13 protein-coding genes are annotated in these 14,903 nt (G+C 68.8%); 9 read left to right on the forward strand and 4 right to left on the reverse strand.

Features of this window, described 5'->3' with window-relative positions; genetic code table 11:
- Positions 1-29 precede the first annotated feature (29 nt).
- The 3 genes from J0J01_RS24275 to J0J01_RS24285 all read left to right on the forward strand — a co-directional run bounded on the left by J0J01_RS24275 (position 30) and on the right by J0J01_RS24285 (position 2,404).
- Complete coding sequence (locus J0J01_RS24275) at positions 30-620, forward strand: ABC transporter substrate-binding protein (RefSeq protein ID WP_296385436.1); 591 nt, start codon at positions 30-32, stop codon at positions 618-620.
- Between the two features lie 132 nt (positions 621-752).
- Positions 753-1,562, forward strand: a complete 810-nt coding sequence (gene cysE, locus J0J01_RS24280; RefSeq protein WP_296385438.1) for a serine O-acetyltransferase — start codon at positions 753-755, stop codon at positions 1,560-1,562.
- A 20-nt stretch (positions 1,563-1,582) separates the two neighbouring features.
- The gene (locus tag J0J01_RS24285) at positions 1,583-2,404 is read left to right on the forward strand and encodes a sugar phosphate isomerase/epimerase family protein (protein ID WP_296385440.1); all 822 of its coding nucleotides are present in this window, start codon (positions 1,583-1,585) and stop codon (positions 2,402-2,404) included.
- Here the strand turns inward: J0J01_RS24285 and J0J01_RS24290 are convergent.
- Together J0J01_RS24290 and J0J01_RS24295 are read right to left on the reverse strand one after the other, a co-directional pair.
- Positions 2,401-4,050: a sulfite reductase subunit alpha gene (locus J0J01_RS24290; protein ID WP_296385441.1), complete on the reverse strand. Its 1,650-nt coding sequence runs from the start codon at positions 4,048-4,050 to the stop codon at positions 2,401-2,403. The two genes, J0J01_RS24285 and J0J01_RS24290, sit on opposite strands and share 4 nt — an antisense overlap.
- Positions 4,051-4,082: 32 nt before the next feature.
- A complete protein-coding gene (locus tag J0J01_RS24295) occupies positions 4,083-5,459 on the reverse strand; it encodes an FAD-containing oxidoreductase (protein WP_296385443.1) in 1,377 nt (458 codons plus the stop codon).
- Positions 5,460-5,571: 112 nt separating this feature from the next.
- Between J0J01_RS24295 and J0J01_RS24300 the strand changes: the two genes are divergently transcribed.
- Genes J0J01_RS24300 through J0J01_RS24310 form a run of 3 tightly spaced genes read left to right on the forward strand, consistent with a single transcriptional unit; the run spans position 5,572 to position 8,001 of the window.
- Positions 5,572-6,840 carry an amidohydrolase family protein gene (locus tag J0J01_RS24300; RefSeq protein WP_296385445.1) on the forward strand — a complete coding sequence of 423 codons (1,269 nt, stop codon included), beginning with the start codon at positions 5,572-5,574 and terminating at the stop codon, positions 6,838-6,840.
- Positions 6,841-6,851: 11 nt separating this feature from the next.
- On the forward strand, positions 6,852-7,379 hold the full coding sequence (locus J0J01_RS24305) for a hypothetical protein (RefSeq protein WP_296385446.1): 528 nt from the start codon (positions 6,852-6,854) through the stop codon (positions 7,377-7,379).
- A gap of 4 nt (positions 7,380-7,383) precedes the next feature.
- Positions 7,384-8,001 carry a 2-hydroxychromene-2-carboxylate isomerase gene (locus J0J01_RS24310; RefSeq protein ID WP_296385447.1) on the forward strand — a complete coding sequence of 206 codons (618 nt, stop codon included), beginning with the start codon at positions 7,384-7,386 and terminating at the stop codon, positions 7,999-8,001.
- Between the two features lie 74 nt (positions 8,002-8,075).
- Here the strand turns inward: J0J01_RS24310 and ettA are convergent, their stop codons facing one another.
- Positions 8,076-9,752, reverse strand: coding sequence for an energy-dependent translational throttle protein EttA (gene ettA, locus J0J01_RS24315; RefSeq protein ID WP_296385448.1), 1,677 nt, complete (start codon positions 9,750-9,752; stop codon positions 8,076-8,078).
- 45 nt (positions 9,753-9,797) lie between these two features.
- On the opposite strand from ettA, the gene J0J01_RS24320 reads away from it, so the two are divergent.
- The 3 genes from J0J01_RS24320 to J0J01_RS24330 are packed head-to-tail and all read left to right on the forward strand — an operon-like array spanning position 9,798 to position 14,081.
- Entirely contained in the window at positions 9,798-10,052 is a 255-nt protein-coding gene (locus J0J01_RS24320; RefSeq protein ID WP_296385450.1) for a hypothetical protein, read from the forward strand.
- Entirely contained in the window at positions 10,010-10,669 is a 660-nt protein-coding gene (locus J0J01_RS24325; protein ID WP_296385452.1) for a tail fiber protein, read from the forward strand. Before J0J01_RS24320 ends, J0J01_RS24325 begins: the two co-directional genes overlap by 43 nt.
- Positions 10,670-10,727: 58 nt before the next feature.
- Positions 10,728-14,081 carry a NahK/ErcS family hybrid sensor histidine kinase/response regulator gene (locus J0J01_RS24330; RefSeq protein WP_296385454.1) on the forward strand — a complete coding sequence of 1,118 codons (3,354 nt, stop codon included), beginning with the start codon at positions 10,728-10,730 and terminating at the stop codon, positions 14,079-14,081.
- 33 nt (positions 14,082-14,114) lie between these two features.
- Here J0J01_RS24330 and J0J01_RS24335 read toward each other — a convergent pair whose 3' ends face one another.
- A complete protein-coding gene (locus J0J01_RS24335) occupies positions 14,115-14,753 on the reverse strand; it encodes a response regulator transcription factor (protein WP_296385455.1) in 639 nt (212 codons plus the stop codon).
- Between the last annotated feature and the right edge of the window lie 150 nt (positions 14,754-14,903).

Raw genomic sequence — 14,903 nt, forward strand, 5'->3', positions numbered from 1 at the left:
CCTTTCACTGTCCTCAGGAGCGATTGGTGATGCCGTTCGCCTCTCGTCGTGCCTTCTTGTGTGCCGCTGCCGCCGCGCTGGCCCTGCCGGCGCATGCCGCCGATGGTCCTGCCGCCCAGCTCATCGAGAAGGTGGCGGCCGAAGTGATCGAGCTGATCCAGACCACCCAGGGCGCCCAGCGGGAAGCCGGCATCCGCGCCGTGCTGGAGAGGTACTTCGACCTGCCCTACATGGGCCGCGCCGCGCTCGCCACGCACTGGGAGGCGACCACTCCCGAGCAGCGCGGACGCTTCCTCAAGGCGGCGATCAGCGCCGAGGCGCGAGCCTACAGCGAGCGCTTCGGCCAGTACGGCGGCCAGACGCTCGCCGTCACCAACGTCTCGAACCGCCCCAACGGCAGCTCCGTCGTCGCCAGCAAGCTCAACCAGAGCAACGGCCAGCCGATCGCCATCCAGTGGGAGGTCCGCGATTCGGGTCAGGGCCTGCGCATCACCGATGTGAAGATCGAAGGCGTGAGCATGGTCATGACTCGCCGGTCGGACTTCAATTCCTATATCCAGAACAACGGCGGCAAGGTCGACGCGTTGATCGGCGAGCTCGAAAAGCGCGCCAGCCGCTGAACGCATGAGGCGTCCTTATTCGTCGGAGAAAGAATATTCTCTGGCGGACGCGAACAGCGGCTGTAACTTCCGGCAAGTAGACACGTTGACGGGAGGAGTTCTTCCCGCCCGCCGCGGTCGAAGGAGAGCGCCATGGATAGCGCAGTCGTCAAGAACCCGGCCGGGCAGCGCTCGGTCGACCCTGTGTGGACGAAAATCCGGGAAGCGGCCCAGCAGGCCGCCGCGGCCGAGCCCGTGCTGGCCGGCACCCTTCACGCTACCATTCTCAGCCAGTCGCGCTTCGAGGGGGCGCTGAGCTACCACCTCGCGCGCCTGGTCGGCACGACCGAGGTGCCGGCGGCGCTGATCCGCCAGACCTTCGACGAGGCACTGAACGACGATCCGGCGATCGGCTATGCCGCTCGCGCCGATATCGTCGCGGTCGCCGACCGCGATCCGGCCTGCACGTCGCATCTCGACCCGCTGCTGTGGTTCAAGGGCTATCACGCGCTGCAGACCTACCGCGTCGCGCATTGGCTCTGGGTGCGCGGCCGGCACAGCCTGGCGCACTACCTGCAGAGCCGGGCGAGCGCGCTGTTCGGCCTCGACATCCATCCCGGCGCGGTGATCGGCAAGAGCATCTTCATCGACCACGGCACGGGCGTGGTGATCGGCGAAACCGCGGTCGTCGAGGACGGCGTGTCGATGCTGCACGGCGTGACCCTGGGCGGCACCGGCAAGGAGCGCGGCGACCGCCATCCGAAGGTGCGGCGCGGCGTGCTCCTCGGCGCCGGCGCCAAGGTGCTCGGCAATATCGAGATCGGCGCCTGCGCCAAGATCGCGGCCGGCAGCGTGGTGCTCGAGGCGGTGCCGGCGGGCTGCACGGCGGCCGGCGTGCCGGCGCGCATCATCGGCTGCGTCGATGTGCCGGAACCGGCGCTGGAGATGGACCAGCGGATCTGACGCCCGCGGATCTGACGCCGGTGCATCGCTTCCGCGGCCTCGCGCTCCATACCTGGACCGTCGATACCACTCCGCTCGATCGGGCATTGGCCGCCGCCAAGGCCGGCGGCTTCGAAGCGATCGAGCTGCGTCGTGTCGACTTCCAGCGTGCTGCCGAGCGCGGCCTGTCGAACGCCGCGGTTCTCGATCTGGTGCGCGCCGCCGGCCTGCCGGTCAGCGCGATGGGCGTCGAATACGGCTGGATCTTCGCGATCGGCGGCGAGCGCGAGCGCCTGTTCGGCGTGTTCCGCGACTCGTGCGAGAACGCGGTGGCTCTGGGCTGCGGCCTGATGATGAGCGCCATCGGCCCGGGCACGGCCTCGACCGAGGACGCCATCGAGAATGTCCGCCGCGCCGGCGAGATCGCCGGCGGCTTTGGTCTCAGGCTTGCGCTCGAATACCAGTTCCAGCATCCGGTGGTGAGCAGCCTCGACATCCTGCGCGACCTGATCGCGCGGGCGGGGGCTGCGAATGTCGGCCTGCTGCTCGACGCCTATCACCTGCAGCGCGGCGGCCGGCCCGGACGCGGGTTCGAGGAAGTACCCGGTGCCGAGATCCTCTACGTCCAGTTCAGCGACGTGCCCGACGCGCCGCCGCCCAGCCTGCCGCCGGTCGATCGCCTGCCGCCGGGCAAGGGCGTCGTCGACTGGACGGGACTGCTGAGCCTGCTGGCCGAGAAGGGCTATGACGGCTACCTGTCCTACGAGGCGCCCAATCCTGCGCACTGGCAACGAGCAGCCGACGAAACCGCGAAGCAGGGCCTTGCTGCGGCTCGTCGCGCGCTCGCGGCCGCTTTTCCCTAGTACACGTCGGCCTGGTAGCGGCCTGACTTCTTGAGATCGGCGACGAACGCCTTGGCGCTGCGGACGTCGAAGCCGCCATGCTGTTGCGCGATCTCCATCACCGCCTTCTCGACGTCGCCCGCCATGCGCTTGGCGTCGCCGCAGACATAGAAGTGCGCGCCGCGCTGCAGCCATGACCAGACCTCGGCCGCTTCGGCGCGCAGGCGATCCTGCACGTAGGTCTTGGGCGTCTCCGCATCGCGCGACCAGGCGAGCGACAGGCGGGTCAGCGCCTGCTGCGCCTGAAGGCCGGCGAGCTCGTCTTCGTAGAAGAAATCGCAGGCGCTGCGCTGATGGCCGAAGAACAGCCAGGCATCGCCCGGCGCCTGGGTCACGAAGCGCTCCTGCAGGAAGGCGCGGAACGGCGCCACGCCGGTGCCCGGCCCGACCATGATGATCGGCGTCATGGGATCGGCCGGCAGCGCGAAGTTGTGCGCCCGCTGGATATAGACCTCGAGCGGCGTGCCCGGCACGAGCGCGCGCGACAGGAAGGTCGAGGCGACGCCCAGCCGCAAACGGTCCTCGCCGTCGATCGTGTAGCGCACGTGATCGACGGTCAGCGTCAGGCGGTCGGCATCGACCTTGGGCGAGGACGAGATCGAATAGAGCCGCGGCTGCAGGCCTTCGAGGCATTCGACGAAGGCCTCGGGATCGGGCCGGATGCCGGGGAACTTGCCGACCGCCGCCAGCACGTCGAGCGTCGCGGCGTCACCGTCGGGATCCTCGCCGGCGGCCAGCGCCTTGGCCTTCGCCTTGCGCTCGCCGCCCACCATGTAGGAGATCAGTTCGAACAACATGTCGGGGGCGGGCGACAGCGCCATGTCCTCGGTCAGCACCTCAACGAGCGGCTTGCCGGCGATCGGGAAGTCGGCCGGCGCGTCGATCGCCTCGACGATCGCCGCGACCAGCGCGGGATCGTTGCGCGGGTAGACGCCGAAGCTGTCGCCGACGGTGTAGTCGAGGCCGGTGCCGGCGAGATCGAACTCGACGTGGAAGGTCGCCTTCTCCGACTCGCCCTTGTTCAGCAGCGTCGCCGACAGGAACCGCGCCTCGACCGGCGCCTCGCGGGAGTAGCCGCGTTCGACCGGCGCTTTCGGCTCCAGGCGCGCCGCGACGCGCGCCTCGGCCTTGGCCTTCTCCTCGTCGGGGTCGGTCGCGCCGCCGCCCATCTCCTCGATGAGCGTCTTCAGCATGCGGGCGGTCTCCTTGCCGCCCGGCACGCAGAGGTTCAGCCGCTCCTCGGCGTGCTGCACGATCTCGTTGGCGTAGGTCTCGCAGGTATAGCCGCACTGGCCGCAATCCTGCTGCGCCATGGCTGCCATCATGCGCCCGCGCAGCGGCCGGCCATCGGCCATCGCCATGCGCTCAGCGAGCGAGATGGTCGGATCGTGCCACGGCGCCTCCTCGTCGTCGCCTTCCATGGGATCGGCGAAGGCCGGATTGGCCGCGGCGGGCAGCGGCGGCGGGCGCGCGCTGTAGTCGGCCAAGAAACCGGCAAAGAAGCCGTTCAGCCAGTCGCGCTGCTCGGGCGAGAACGGCGCCGACTCGGGGATATAAGACGCGAAACCCGGCTGGCCGGGCGTGGGCGGCTTCTCCAGGGCGGTCATGCCCGCCCGGCAGCAAGTTCCGTGCCAGCGGCCTACTTCAGCGGCGCGAGGTCCTCGAGCATCGTGGGAATGAATTCGGCGATCGTCGGATGGATGTGGACGGCGCGTTGCAGCACCGTGTACGGCGCCTTTGCGTACATGAGATCGAGGATGCAGTGGATGGCCTCGTCGCCGCTGGTGCCCAGGAACGATGCGCCCAGGATCTGCTTGGACTCGGCGTCGACGAGCATCTTCATGAACCCCTCGGTCTCGCCCTTCTCGAAGGCGCGAGAGACGTTCTCCATGTCGATCCTGGCCACGAGGGCGCGCCGGCCGCTGCGGCGAACCTCCGCTTCGGTCATGCCGGCGCGGCCGAGCGGCGGATCGGTATAGAGCGCGTAGGCGACGATGCGGTCGCTGACCTTCCTCCTGTCGGCATCGAGCAGGTTCGCCGCCACGATCTCGAAGTCGTTGTACGTCGTATGGGTGAAGGCGCCGCGGCCGTTGCAGTCGCCGAGCGCCCAGATGCCCGGTACGGTGGTGCGCAGCTCGTCGTCGACCTCGATGTAGCCGCGGGCATCGAGCTTGACGCCGGCGCGGTCGAGGCCGAGGTCGTCGGTGTTCGGCCGCCGCCCGGTGGCGACCAGCAGGTGGGAGCCTGCGACCTCGCGCGACTGGCCCTCGCAGTCGAGCGCCATGACGATGTCGTCGCCCCGTTTGGCGAGGCTGAGGCACTTGGCGTTCACCTGCACCGCGATGCCTTCGCGCTCCAGGAACGCCGCCACCGTCTGGGAGACCTCATCGTCCTCGCGCCCGATCAGGCGCGGCCCGACCTCGACGATCGTCACCTCGCTGCCGAAGCGGCGATACATCTGCCCGAACTCGAGCCCGACATAGCTGCCGCCCAGCACCAGCAGGTGCCGGGGCAGGAAATCGACATCCATGATCGTGCTGTTGGTGAAGTAGGGGACGCTGTCCAGGCCGGGGATCTGCGGGATCGCGGCCCGGCTGCCGACATCCAGGAAGATCCGATCCGAGTGAAGGGTCTCGCCGCCGACCGCGACCTCGTGTGGCGCCACGAAGCGCGCATGGTCCTCGTAGACGGTGCAGTTCTTGCGGCTCTTGAGCGATCGTTCGACGCCCTTGGTGCTCAGGCTGACGATATGGTCCTTGCGCGCCTTGATCCGCTTCATGTCGGCCTTGATCTCGCCGGCCCCCGAGAAACCGTAGTCGGTGCCGCGGCGTGCGACATGCATGGCGTAGGCGCTCGCGACCATCGCCTTGGTCGGCGTGCATCCGGTGTTGACGCAGGTGCCGCCGAAGCGATTGCGCTCGACGACCGCGACCTTCTGGCCGGAGTCGGCGAGCCGTCGGGCGAGGCTCGGCCCGGCCTGCCCGGTGCCGATGATGATCGCATCGTAGTCGGTCATGCCGTTCTCCGCTGTTGTGTCGCCCCGGGTACGGCCGAAAGATGTAGCGCCGGCCGGCATTGCCCGCGAGCAAATCTATGCCAGAAATCGGGTGACAGATGGAGGGATGGTCATGCGACTGCTGATCGACAATGCCAGGATCTGGGACGGCAGCGGTGCTGCGCCGTTTCCCGGCAAGGTGTTGGTCGAGGACAACCGCATCGCCGCCGTCGCGCCGCAGGCCGAGGCGCTCGACGCGAGCGGCGCGGAGAAGATCGACGCCGGCGGGAAGTTCCTGATGCCCGGCATGGTCGAGGGCCATGCGCACCTGTCCTTCGTCGACACGCCGCGCGGCACGGCGCTGGGCGAGTTGCCGCCCGAGGACCACACGCTGATGACCATGGACGCGGGCCGCAAGCTCCTGGGAGCGGGCTTCACCAGCGCCGTCTCCGGCGCGGCCGCCAAGATCCGCCTTGACGTCGTGGTGCGCGACGCTATCGAGAAGGGGGTGGTCGACGGGCCGCGCCTGCTGGCGGCGAGCCCCGAGCTCACCGTGACCGGCGGCCTGGGCGATGGACGGCAGCTGCATCTCGACTCGCAGAGCTTCGGCGTCGCCGTCGACGGACCCGACGAGGTCCGCAAGATGGCGCGCCTCTGCCTGCGCGAGGGTGTCGACACCATCAAGCTCAACATCTCGGGCGACGTCGGCACCGAGTCGGCGTTGTCGGACGTCGCGGTGATGACCGATGCGGAGGTGGCCGCCGGCGTCGAAGCTGCCCACACGATCGGCCGCCGGGTGGCCGCGCATGCCCGCGCCTCGGTCGCCGTCAAGCGCGCGGTGCGGCACGGCGTCGACATCATCTATCACTGCGACTTCGCCGACGAGGAGGCGCTCGACCTCCTCGAAGATGCCAAAGACAGGATCTTCACCGGCCCCGCCTTCTCGCTGGTCGTCAACCGGCTCGAGTCGATGCGCGGCGACAACACCCCGGCGGGACGTGTCCTGGCCGACCGGCTGAAAGCGAGCTACGAGGCGAGCTGTCGCGTCCATGTCGAGATGCGCAAGCGCGGCATCCGCGTCCTGGTCGGCGGCGACTACGGCTTCGCGGCCAACCCGCAGGGCGGCAACGCGCGCGACCTCGAGCTGTTCGTGCAGCATTTCGGCTTCAGCCCCAGCGAGGTGCTGCAGGCGGCGACGCGCACCGGCGGCGAGGCGATGCGCCGTCCCGACGAGATCGGTCTGGTGAAGCCGGGCTACCTCGCCGACCTGCTGCTGGTCGACGGCGATCCGCTGGCGGATGTGCGCGTGCTGCAGGACAACAAGCGCTTCGCCTTCATCATGAAAGACGGCGTGCGTTACGTGCCGTGCGAGGGCACGCCACACGTGCGGCGGCTGCACTAAGGGGGATTCCGATGTTCGACAAGGACCGCTTCATCGCCGACTGCCGCACCGCGCTCGATGGCGCCGACAGCGCGCGCAATGTTCGCGAGGTGGTGACGCGTGCCGATCCGGCGGGCGTCGTGGCGACCCTGGGCGAGCCGAAGGGCGGCGGCATCGTGCCGATCCACCGCTCGGACGACCTCACCATCGTCAACGTGCTGTGGCCGGTGAACATGGTGATCATGCCGCACAACCATAATACCTGGGCGGTGATCGGCGTTTATGGCGGGCGCGAGGACAACATCCTCTGGCGGCGCCTGCCGGCCGACTCGACTCGCGGCATCGAGGCGGCGGGCGCCAAGTCGCTGTGCACCAGGGACGCGCTCGCCTTCGGGCCGGACCTCATCCACTCGGTGGTGAATCCCAGCGCCAAGGTGACGGGCGCGATCCACGTCTATGGCACCGATTTCTTCGCGATCGAGCGCAGCGAATGGGACCCCGATTCGCTGCAGGAGGGACCTTACGACCAGGAGAAGGCGCGGCGCATGTTCGCGCGCTAGGCCCATGGCCAGGACGATCGACTTCTACTGGGACCTCGGCAGCACCAACAGCTACTTCGCGCTCCACCTGATCAAGCCGGTCGCCGCGAAGCACGGCGCGACGGTCGTGCCGCACCCGTTCAACCTCGGCTACGTCTTCCGCCACCACAACTATGTGCTGATGGACGAGCCGAAGGCCAAGATCGCCAACCGCATCGCCGACCTGCGCCGCTGGGCCAGGCGCTACGAGCTGCCGTTCCGGATGCCGAGCAAGTTCCCGATCAAGACCAGCCCGGCCCTGCGCGGCGCTCTCGCCGCGCGCCGCTTCGGCAGGGAATGGGACTATCTGGAAGCGATCTTCGCCGCCTACTGGGAGCGCGACGACGCCTCGGTCGCCGAGCTCGAGGGACTACGGCCGATCGCCGCCACGCTGGGCATCGACCCCAGCAGCTTCCTCGCCCTGACCGATAGCGAGGAGGTCCGTCAGGAACTGATCGCCGAGACCGACGCCGGCCTCGCCCGCGGCGTCTTCGGCGCCCCGACCTTCGTGGTCGGCGACCAGATCTTCTGGGGCAAGGACCGCATGGACTTCATCGACGTGGAGCTGGCGCGTCAGGACACGCTGTCATCCCGAACAAAGTGAGGGGTCTTTCGTGACCTGAAGAAAAGATCCCTCGCTACGCTCGGGATGACATTGGCCGGCTTTGCCGGCCAATGTCACTTCCGCACCAGCGGCTTGTACTTGATGCGGTGCGGCTGGTCGGCGTCGGTGCCGAAGCGGCGGTGGCGGTCGGCCTCGTAGTCCTGGTAGTTGCCCTCGAACCATTCGACGTGGCTGTCGCCCTCGAAGGCCAGCATGTGGGTGGCGATGCGGTCGAGGAACCAGCGATCGTGGCTGATGACCACCGCGCAACCGGCGAAGTCGACCAGCGCCTCTTCCAGTGCCCGCAGGGTATCGACGTCGAGATCGTTGGTTGGCTCGTCGAGCAGCAGCACGTTGGCGCTGCTCTTCAACATCTTGGCGAGGTTGATGCGGTTGCGCTCGCCGCCCGAGAGCTGGCCGACCTTCTTCTGCTGGTCGGCGCCCTTGAAGTTGAACGAGCCGCAATAGGCGCGGCTCGACACTTCGCGGTTGCCGAGCTTGATGATGTCGAGGCCGCCCGACAGCTCCTCCCACACCGTCTTGTTGGCATCGAGCGTCTCGCGGCTCTGATCGACGTAGCCCAGCTTGACCGTCGGCCCGACCGAGAAAGTCCCCGAATCCGGCTTGTCCTGGCCGGTGATCATCTTGAACAGCGTCGTCTTGCCGGCGCCGTTGGGCCCGATCACGCCGACGATGCCGCCTGGCGGCAGGTTGAAGGAAAGGTTGTCGATCAACAGTCGGTCGCCGAAGCCCTTGGAGATGCCTTCGGCCGTGATCACATGGTCGCCCAGACGCGGGCCAGCCGGGATGACGATCTGCTGCGTGTCGAGCGTCGCGTTCTGCTCCTCCTCGACCATCTGGTTGTAGGCGGCGATGCGCGCCTTGCTCTTGGAGCGCCGCGCCGACGGGCTGGTGCCCATCCATTCGAGCTCGCGCTGCATGGTGCGGCGGCGGGCGTCGGCGGTCTTCTCCTCCTGCGCCAGCCGCTGGTCCTTCTGCTTCAGCCACGAGGAGTAGTTGCCCTCCCACGGGATGCCGGCGCCGCGATCGAGCTCGAGGATCCAGCCCGCGACATTGTCGAGGAAGTAGCGGTCGTGGGTGACCGCCACGACGGTGCCGGGGAACTCGGCGAGATGGCGCTCCAGCCAGGCCACCGATTCGGCGTCGAGATGGTTGGTCGGCTCGTCGAGCAGCAGCATGTCGGGTCGGCTCAGCAGCAGGCGGCACAGCGCGACCCGGCGCTTCTCGCCGCCCGACAGCTTGTCGACGCCGGAGTCGGCCGGCGGGCAGCGCAGCGCGTCCATCGCGATCTCGACCTGGCGGGTGAGGTCCCAGCCGTTGCCGGCGTCGATCTTCTCCTGCAGCTCGGCCTGCTCGGCGATCAGCTTGTCCATGTCGGCGTCGGGATCGGAGAAGGCGTTCGACACCTCCTCGAAGCGGGCCAGCATGGTCGCCATCTCGCCCGCGCCCTCCATGACGTTGCCTAGCACGTCCTTCTTTTCGTTGAGCTGCGGCTCCTGCTTGAGGAAGCCGACGTTGACGCCCTCGGCCGCCCAGGCCTCGCCGGTGAAGTTGTCGTCCTCGCCGGCCATCACCTTGAGCAGGGTCGACTTGCCGGCGCCGTTGAGGCCCAGCACGCCGATCTTGGCGCCCGGAAAGAAGGAGAGCCAGATGTCCTTCAGGACCTGCTTGCCGCCCGGAAAGGTCTTGTTCAGACCCTTCATCACGTAGATGTACTGGTAACTTGCCATGGCCGAGGCTTGTAGCGAGCCAACCGGCACGGTTCAATGACGCCCATGGGAGACATGATCGCAGTCCCTCACCTGCGCCGATTGTGGTCGCGCATGTGCGTGGACACGCCGGGGAAAGGGAACCCGCCGTTCGATCCCGTCGAGGCGGCGGCCGACAAGATCGCCATCTATGGCCTCGGCCTGGGATTGTACGAAACGTTGCAGTTCTTGCACGGCCGGCGGCCCGGCTTCGATGATTTCGAGGGCTGGGTGCTCGCATGCAACGGCGGCACGATCGGCATTTACCCGCAGTTCAACTGATCGCCGGGCAAGACGGGAGAGACAGATGGCAGACGCATTCATCGGCGAAATTCGGATTTTCCCCTACACGTTCAGCCTCGGCCGGCTGGTGGCCCTGCGATGGCCGCCAGATGAACATTCAACAATATCCGGCATTGTACTCGCTGCTCGGCGTCCGGTTTGGCGGTGACGGCCGGGCGACTTTCAACCTTCCGAACATCGCCGGATTCATTCCGGTCAGCGCCGGTCAGGCTGTAACCGGAACCCCCTATGTCTTTGTCCAGCAGGTCGGCGCGCAGACCGTGACATTGTCGAGCTCGATCCAGGGGGCATCCCATACGCACACCATGACCGCCAGGCTCAGTTCCGGCGGGACCACCGGCATGACGGCCGGACCCAACACGGCCGCGCCACTTTCCAAGCTGTCGCGTGCGGTCGTCGCCGGCTCGCCCCCGAGGCCCATCCAGGCCTACTCTGCGCCGCCGGGCGGACCGACCGCCCCGTCGACGTCGGTGGCCGCCCAAGTCTCCTACGCTGGCGCCACCGGCGGCGCGGCCGCACATCCGAACATGATGCCCTATCTGGTGATGGGCTACTTCATCAACTGGGACGGCATCTACCCCACGCGTCCGAACTGACGCCCGCCCGCCGGCCGAGGCTTGTCGCGACCGGACCGCCGCGGTTCAATAACGGGCAATGCTCGCCGAACCCGCGGTCCTCGCGCTGTCGCTGGCCTATCTCGGCCTGCTGTTCGCCGTGGCCTATTTCGGCGACCGGCACCAGCGCGCGTGGTCGGCGAGCGCCACGATCGCGCCCACCGTCTACGGCCTGTCGCTGGCAATCTACTGCACCTCGTGGACCTTCTACGGCGCGGTCGGCCGCGCCTCGACCGCCGGCTTCGACTTCATCCTGATCTATACCGGGCCCGTTCTGGTGGTGACCGCGGGCTACCCGCTGCTGCGCAAGCTGGTGCGGGTCGCCAAGCAGCATAACGTCACCTCGATCGCCGACTTCCTCGCCTCGCGCTACGGCAAGAGCCGCGCCGTCGGCGTCATCGCCGCCCTGTTCGCCACGATCGGCGTGCTGCCCTACATCGCGCTGCAACTGCAGGCCGTGTCCTCGACCTTCCGCGCCGTCGCCGAGCCGACGCCGTGGATCGATGGCCGCGCCGGCGTGGTCCACACCGACACCTCGCTGATCGTCGCCGGCCTGATGGCAGTGTTCACCATCCTGTTCGGCGTGCGCAACGTCCACGCCTCCGAGCAGCATCGCGGCATGATGCTGGCGATGGCCTTCGAATCGGTGGTCAAGCTGGTGGCGCTGCTGACCGTGGGCCCGTTCGTGCTGTTCGTCCTGTTCGACGGCCCGGCCGACCTGTGGCGCCGCCTGGTCGACCAGCCGGTCGTGCTCGACCAGGTGGCTCGCGAGGGCTCGCCGCTCACCTGGATCGTGACGACGCTGCTCTCCGGCATGGCCTTCCTCTGCCTGCCGCGCCAGTTCCATGCCGCGGTCGTCGAGCACGGCCATCCCGCGAGCTTGCGCACCGCGCGCTGGCTGTTCCCGAGCTACCTGGTGCTGATCAACCTGTTCGTGCTGCCGATCGCGGCGGCCGGCGTGCTGCTGCTCGGCCGCTCGGTCAGCGCCGACCTCTACGTGCTGCAGCTACCGCTCAGTCACGGCGAGGGCTGGTTGTCGGCGCTGGTCTTCATCGGCGGCCTGTCGGCGGCGACCTCGATGGTGGTGGTCGCCTGCATGGCGCTCTCCGCCATGATCGGCAACGAGCTCCTGATGCCCTATGTGCTGCGCCAGGCCGGCGGCCAGAAGCAGATGGGCGCGCTGGTCGTCAACGTGCGCCGCGCCGCGGTCGTGCTGATCCTGATGGCGGGCTACGCCTACGAGCGCGTCATCTCGGGCTACCTGCCGCTCGCCTCGATCGGCCTGATCAGCTTCGCCGCGGTGTCGAACTTCGCGCCCGGCCTCATCCTCGGCCTCTACTGGCGGCGCGCCCATCGCTACGGCGTGATCGCAGGCCTGGTGGGCGGCTTCGTCATCTGGCTCTACGCCCTGCTGCTGCCCAGCCTGCTCACCACCCAGGCCGGCCCCGCCGCACCCCTGCACGACTGGTTGCCCGCGCCGTTGGCGTCGCTCGACCCGGTGGGGCAGGGCTTCGTCGTCGCCATCCTGGTCAACACCCTGCTGCTGGTCGGCGGGTCGCTGCTGGTCCGCGCCTCGGGCACCGATGCCGAGCAAGCCGACGCCTTCGTGTTCGGTGCCGAGCCCGAGCCGCCGACGCGGCCGGCGCCGGCCGATGCCCTGCGCATCGCCGAGCTACGCGAGTTGCTGGCCCGCTTCGTCGGCCCCGAGCGCGCCGGGCGGACGCTGAGCGGGCCGATGTCGCTGCCGGTGGCGCTGGTGCAGACCGAGCGCGTGCTGTCCGGCACGCTGGGGGCGGCGTCGGCGCGGGTGATCGTCGGCGCCTTCGGCCGCCGCGGGCGGCTGTCGCGCAGCGCCCGCGCCCTGATCGACGAGGCGTCGGAGGCGATCCGCTACAACTACGACATTCTGCGCAACAGCCTCGACCATGTCGGCATGGGCATCGCCGCCTTCGACAAGGACGGCCGGCTGGAGATCTCCAACGACCGCTTCGCTGCTCTTTTGCCGCTCGACCATGCGCTGCTGCGCCGGCCCGAGGCGCCGCTGACCCACGAGGTCAGCACGGCGGGTAACGGAGAAGGGGGTGGCCTGGTCGTCGAGCTGCGGCTCGACCCGTTGCCGGGCGGCGGCTTCGTCGCTACCTGCAACGACGTCACCGCGCGCGTGCGCACGGCGGAGGCGCTGCTCGAGAGCGACGCCCAGTTGCGCCGCGCCGCCGAGACGCTGGAGCAGCGCGTCGTCGAGCGCACCGCCGAGCTCGAAGCCAGCCGCGCCGAGGCCGAGGCCGCCAATCTCGGCAAGACCCGCTTCATCGCCGCGGCCAGTCACGACCTGCTGCAGCCGCTGCATGCGGCGCGGCTATTCACCGCGGCGCTGATCGACCGCGATCCGAACAACGACCTCGGCGGCAAGATCGATGCGAGCCTGGGCGCGGTCGAATCGCTGCTCGACGCGCTGCTCGACATCTCCAAGCTCGATGCCGGCGCCTTCAAGCCGGAGAAGCGGCCGTTCGCGCTGCAGCCGCTGTTCGAATCGCTGGCGACGGCGTTCGCGCCGGTCGCGGCGCGCCACGATGTCGACCTGGTGATCGTGCGCACCGGCAAGTTCGTCGATACCGATCCGGCTTTCCTGCGCCGCATCCTGCAGAACCTGCTGTCGAATGCCCTGCGCTACGGCTGGACCGAAGGCCGGCCGCACCGTGTGCTGCTCGGCTGCCGACGGGAAGGCGACGCGCTGCGCATCGAGGTCAAGGACAACGGCCCCGGCATCCCGGCCGACAAGCAGCAGATGATCTTCGACGAGTTCGTGCGGCTGCAGCCCGAGGATGACCGGCCGCGCGCCGAGCGTGGGCTGGGTTTGGGGCTGGCGATCGTCGACCGCATCGCGCGCATGCTCGAGCTGCCGGTGCGGCTCGCTTCGGCGCCAGGCGAGGGCTCGACCTTCTCGGTCGTGGTACCGCAGGCGGCGGCCGTCGCCGCGACGGCAGTGGTTGCGCCGGCGCCGCCGCCCCGGCCGCCGGTCGAGGCCGAGCGGTTCGTGCTCTGCATCGACAACGAGGCGACCGTGCGCGAGGCGATGGCAACCCTGCTGCGCGGCTGGGGCTGCCGGGTGGCGACCGCGGCCTCGCTGGGCGAGGCGCTGGCCGCAGCGTCGGAGGGTTTGCCCGATCTCGTGCTCGCCGACCTGCATCTCGACGGGGGGCCGGACGGGCTGGAGGTGATCGAGATCCTGCGCCGCACCTGGAACCGGGCCGTGCCGGCGGCCCTGATCACTGCCGACCGCGATCCCATGCTGCGGGTGCGCGCCCGCGCCCGGCAGGTCGAGCTGATGCACAAGCCGCTGAAGCCCGCGGCGCTGCGGGCGTTGTTGCGCATGCGGGAACGCGTGTCTCTCTGACTCACCTCCCCCGTCATACGGGGGAGGAGGGACTCAGGTCGGCGGCAGCGCCAGGTTGCGCGCCTCGATCACCGCCTGGGTGCGCGAGCGGACGCCCAGTTTGCGCAGGATCACCGTGACGTGGGCCTTCACGGTCGGCTCGCCGACGCCGAGCTTGTAGGCGATCTGCTTGTTCTGGTCGCCCTGTACCATCAGCGCCAGCACGCGCCATTGCTGCGGCGTGAGCTGGGCGGCGCGCTGGGCGAAGGTATCGCCCTCGGCGGCCTCGGGCGGCGCCAGGATCTCGCCGTCGAGCACGGCGCGGACCACGCTCGCGATCTCCTCCAGCGAGGCCGACTTGTCGACATAGGCCGAGGCGCCGAGATCGTGGGTGCGGCGGGCAATCGTGGCGTCGCGCGCCGCCGACACGACGATGATCGGCACGGTCGGCCGCTCCGAGCGCAGCAGGGCGAGGCCGGTGAGCCCGTCCATTCCCGGCATGTCCAGATCGAGCAGCAGGGCGTCGGTCTCCGGTTGCCGCTCGAGCGCCGCCTCGACCTCGGCGAGCGAACCCGCCAGCGCGATCGCCGATCCCGGGAACGCGCGCTCGAGGGCGGTGCGCAGCGCGTCGCGCACCATCGGGTGATCGTCGGCGACCAGAAAGACGTGCGGTTCGGCCGGGACGTCGGCCATCGAGTTTCCCTCAGGCAGGGCGCGCATACGACTAAAGTCTAATGCCCAGTGCACGCCACTTGTAGTGAAATGAGGCAAGAAAAAGTCAAAGGCGCCTGAAGCGTCCGTTCGTGGGGAAACAAGCGTCACCGTTGGCTAGGTGTGCGTCCA

Origin of the sequence: Reyranella sp., from assembly GCF_017305915.1 — a bacterium.
Classification (GTDB): Bacteria; Pseudomonadota; Alphaproteobacteria; order Reyranellales; family Reyranellaceae; genus Reyranella.

Coding starts and splice junctions, on each gene's coding strand:
- J0J01_RS24290 (WP_296385441.1), bottom strand. CDS start 4,050: ATGACCGCCCTGGAGAAGCCGCCCACGCCCGGCCAGCCGGGTTTCGCG.
- J0J01_RS24305 (WP_296385446.1), top strand. CDS start 6,852: ATGTTCGACAAGGACCGCTTCATCGCCGACTGCCGCACCGCGCTCGAT.
- J0J01_RS24320 (WP_296385450.1), top strand. CDS start 9,798: ATGGGAGACATGATCGCAGTCCCTCACCTGCGCCGATTGTGGTCGCGC.
- J0J01_RS24310 (WP_296385447.1), top strand. CDS start 7,384: ATGGCCAGGACGATCGACTTCTACTGGGACCTCGGCAGCACCAACAGC.
- J0J01_RS24330 (WP_296385454.1), top strand. CDS start 10,728: ATGCTCGCCGAACCCGCGGTCCTCGCGCTGTCGCTGGCCTATCTCGGC.
- J0J01_RS24325 (WP_296385452.1), top strand. CDS start 10,010: ATGCAACGGCGGCACGATCGGCATTTACCCGCAGTTCAACTGATCGCC.
- ettA (WP_296385448.1), bottom strand. CDS start 9,752: ATGGCAAGTTACCAGTACATCTACGTGATGAAGGGTCTGAACAAGACC.
- J0J01_RS24275 (WP_296385436.1), top strand. CDS start 30: ATGCCGTTCGCCTCTCGTCGTGCCTTCTTGTGTGCCGCTGCCGCCGCG.
- cysE (WP_296385438.1), top strand. CDS start 753: ATGGATAGCGCAGTCGTCAAGAACCCGGCCGGGCAGCGCTCGGTCGAC.
- J0J01_RS24295 (WP_296385443.1), bottom strand. CDS start 5,459: ATGACCGACTACGATGCGATCATCATCGGCACCGGGCAGGCCGGGCCG.
- J0J01_RS24300 (WP_296385445.1), top strand. CDS start 5,572: ATGCGACTGCTGATCGACAATGCCAGGATCTGGGACGGCAGCGGTGCT.
- J0J01_RS24335 (WP_296385455.1), bottom strand. CDS start 14,753: ATGGCCGACGTCCCGGCCGAACCGCACGTCTTTCTGGTCGCCGACGAT.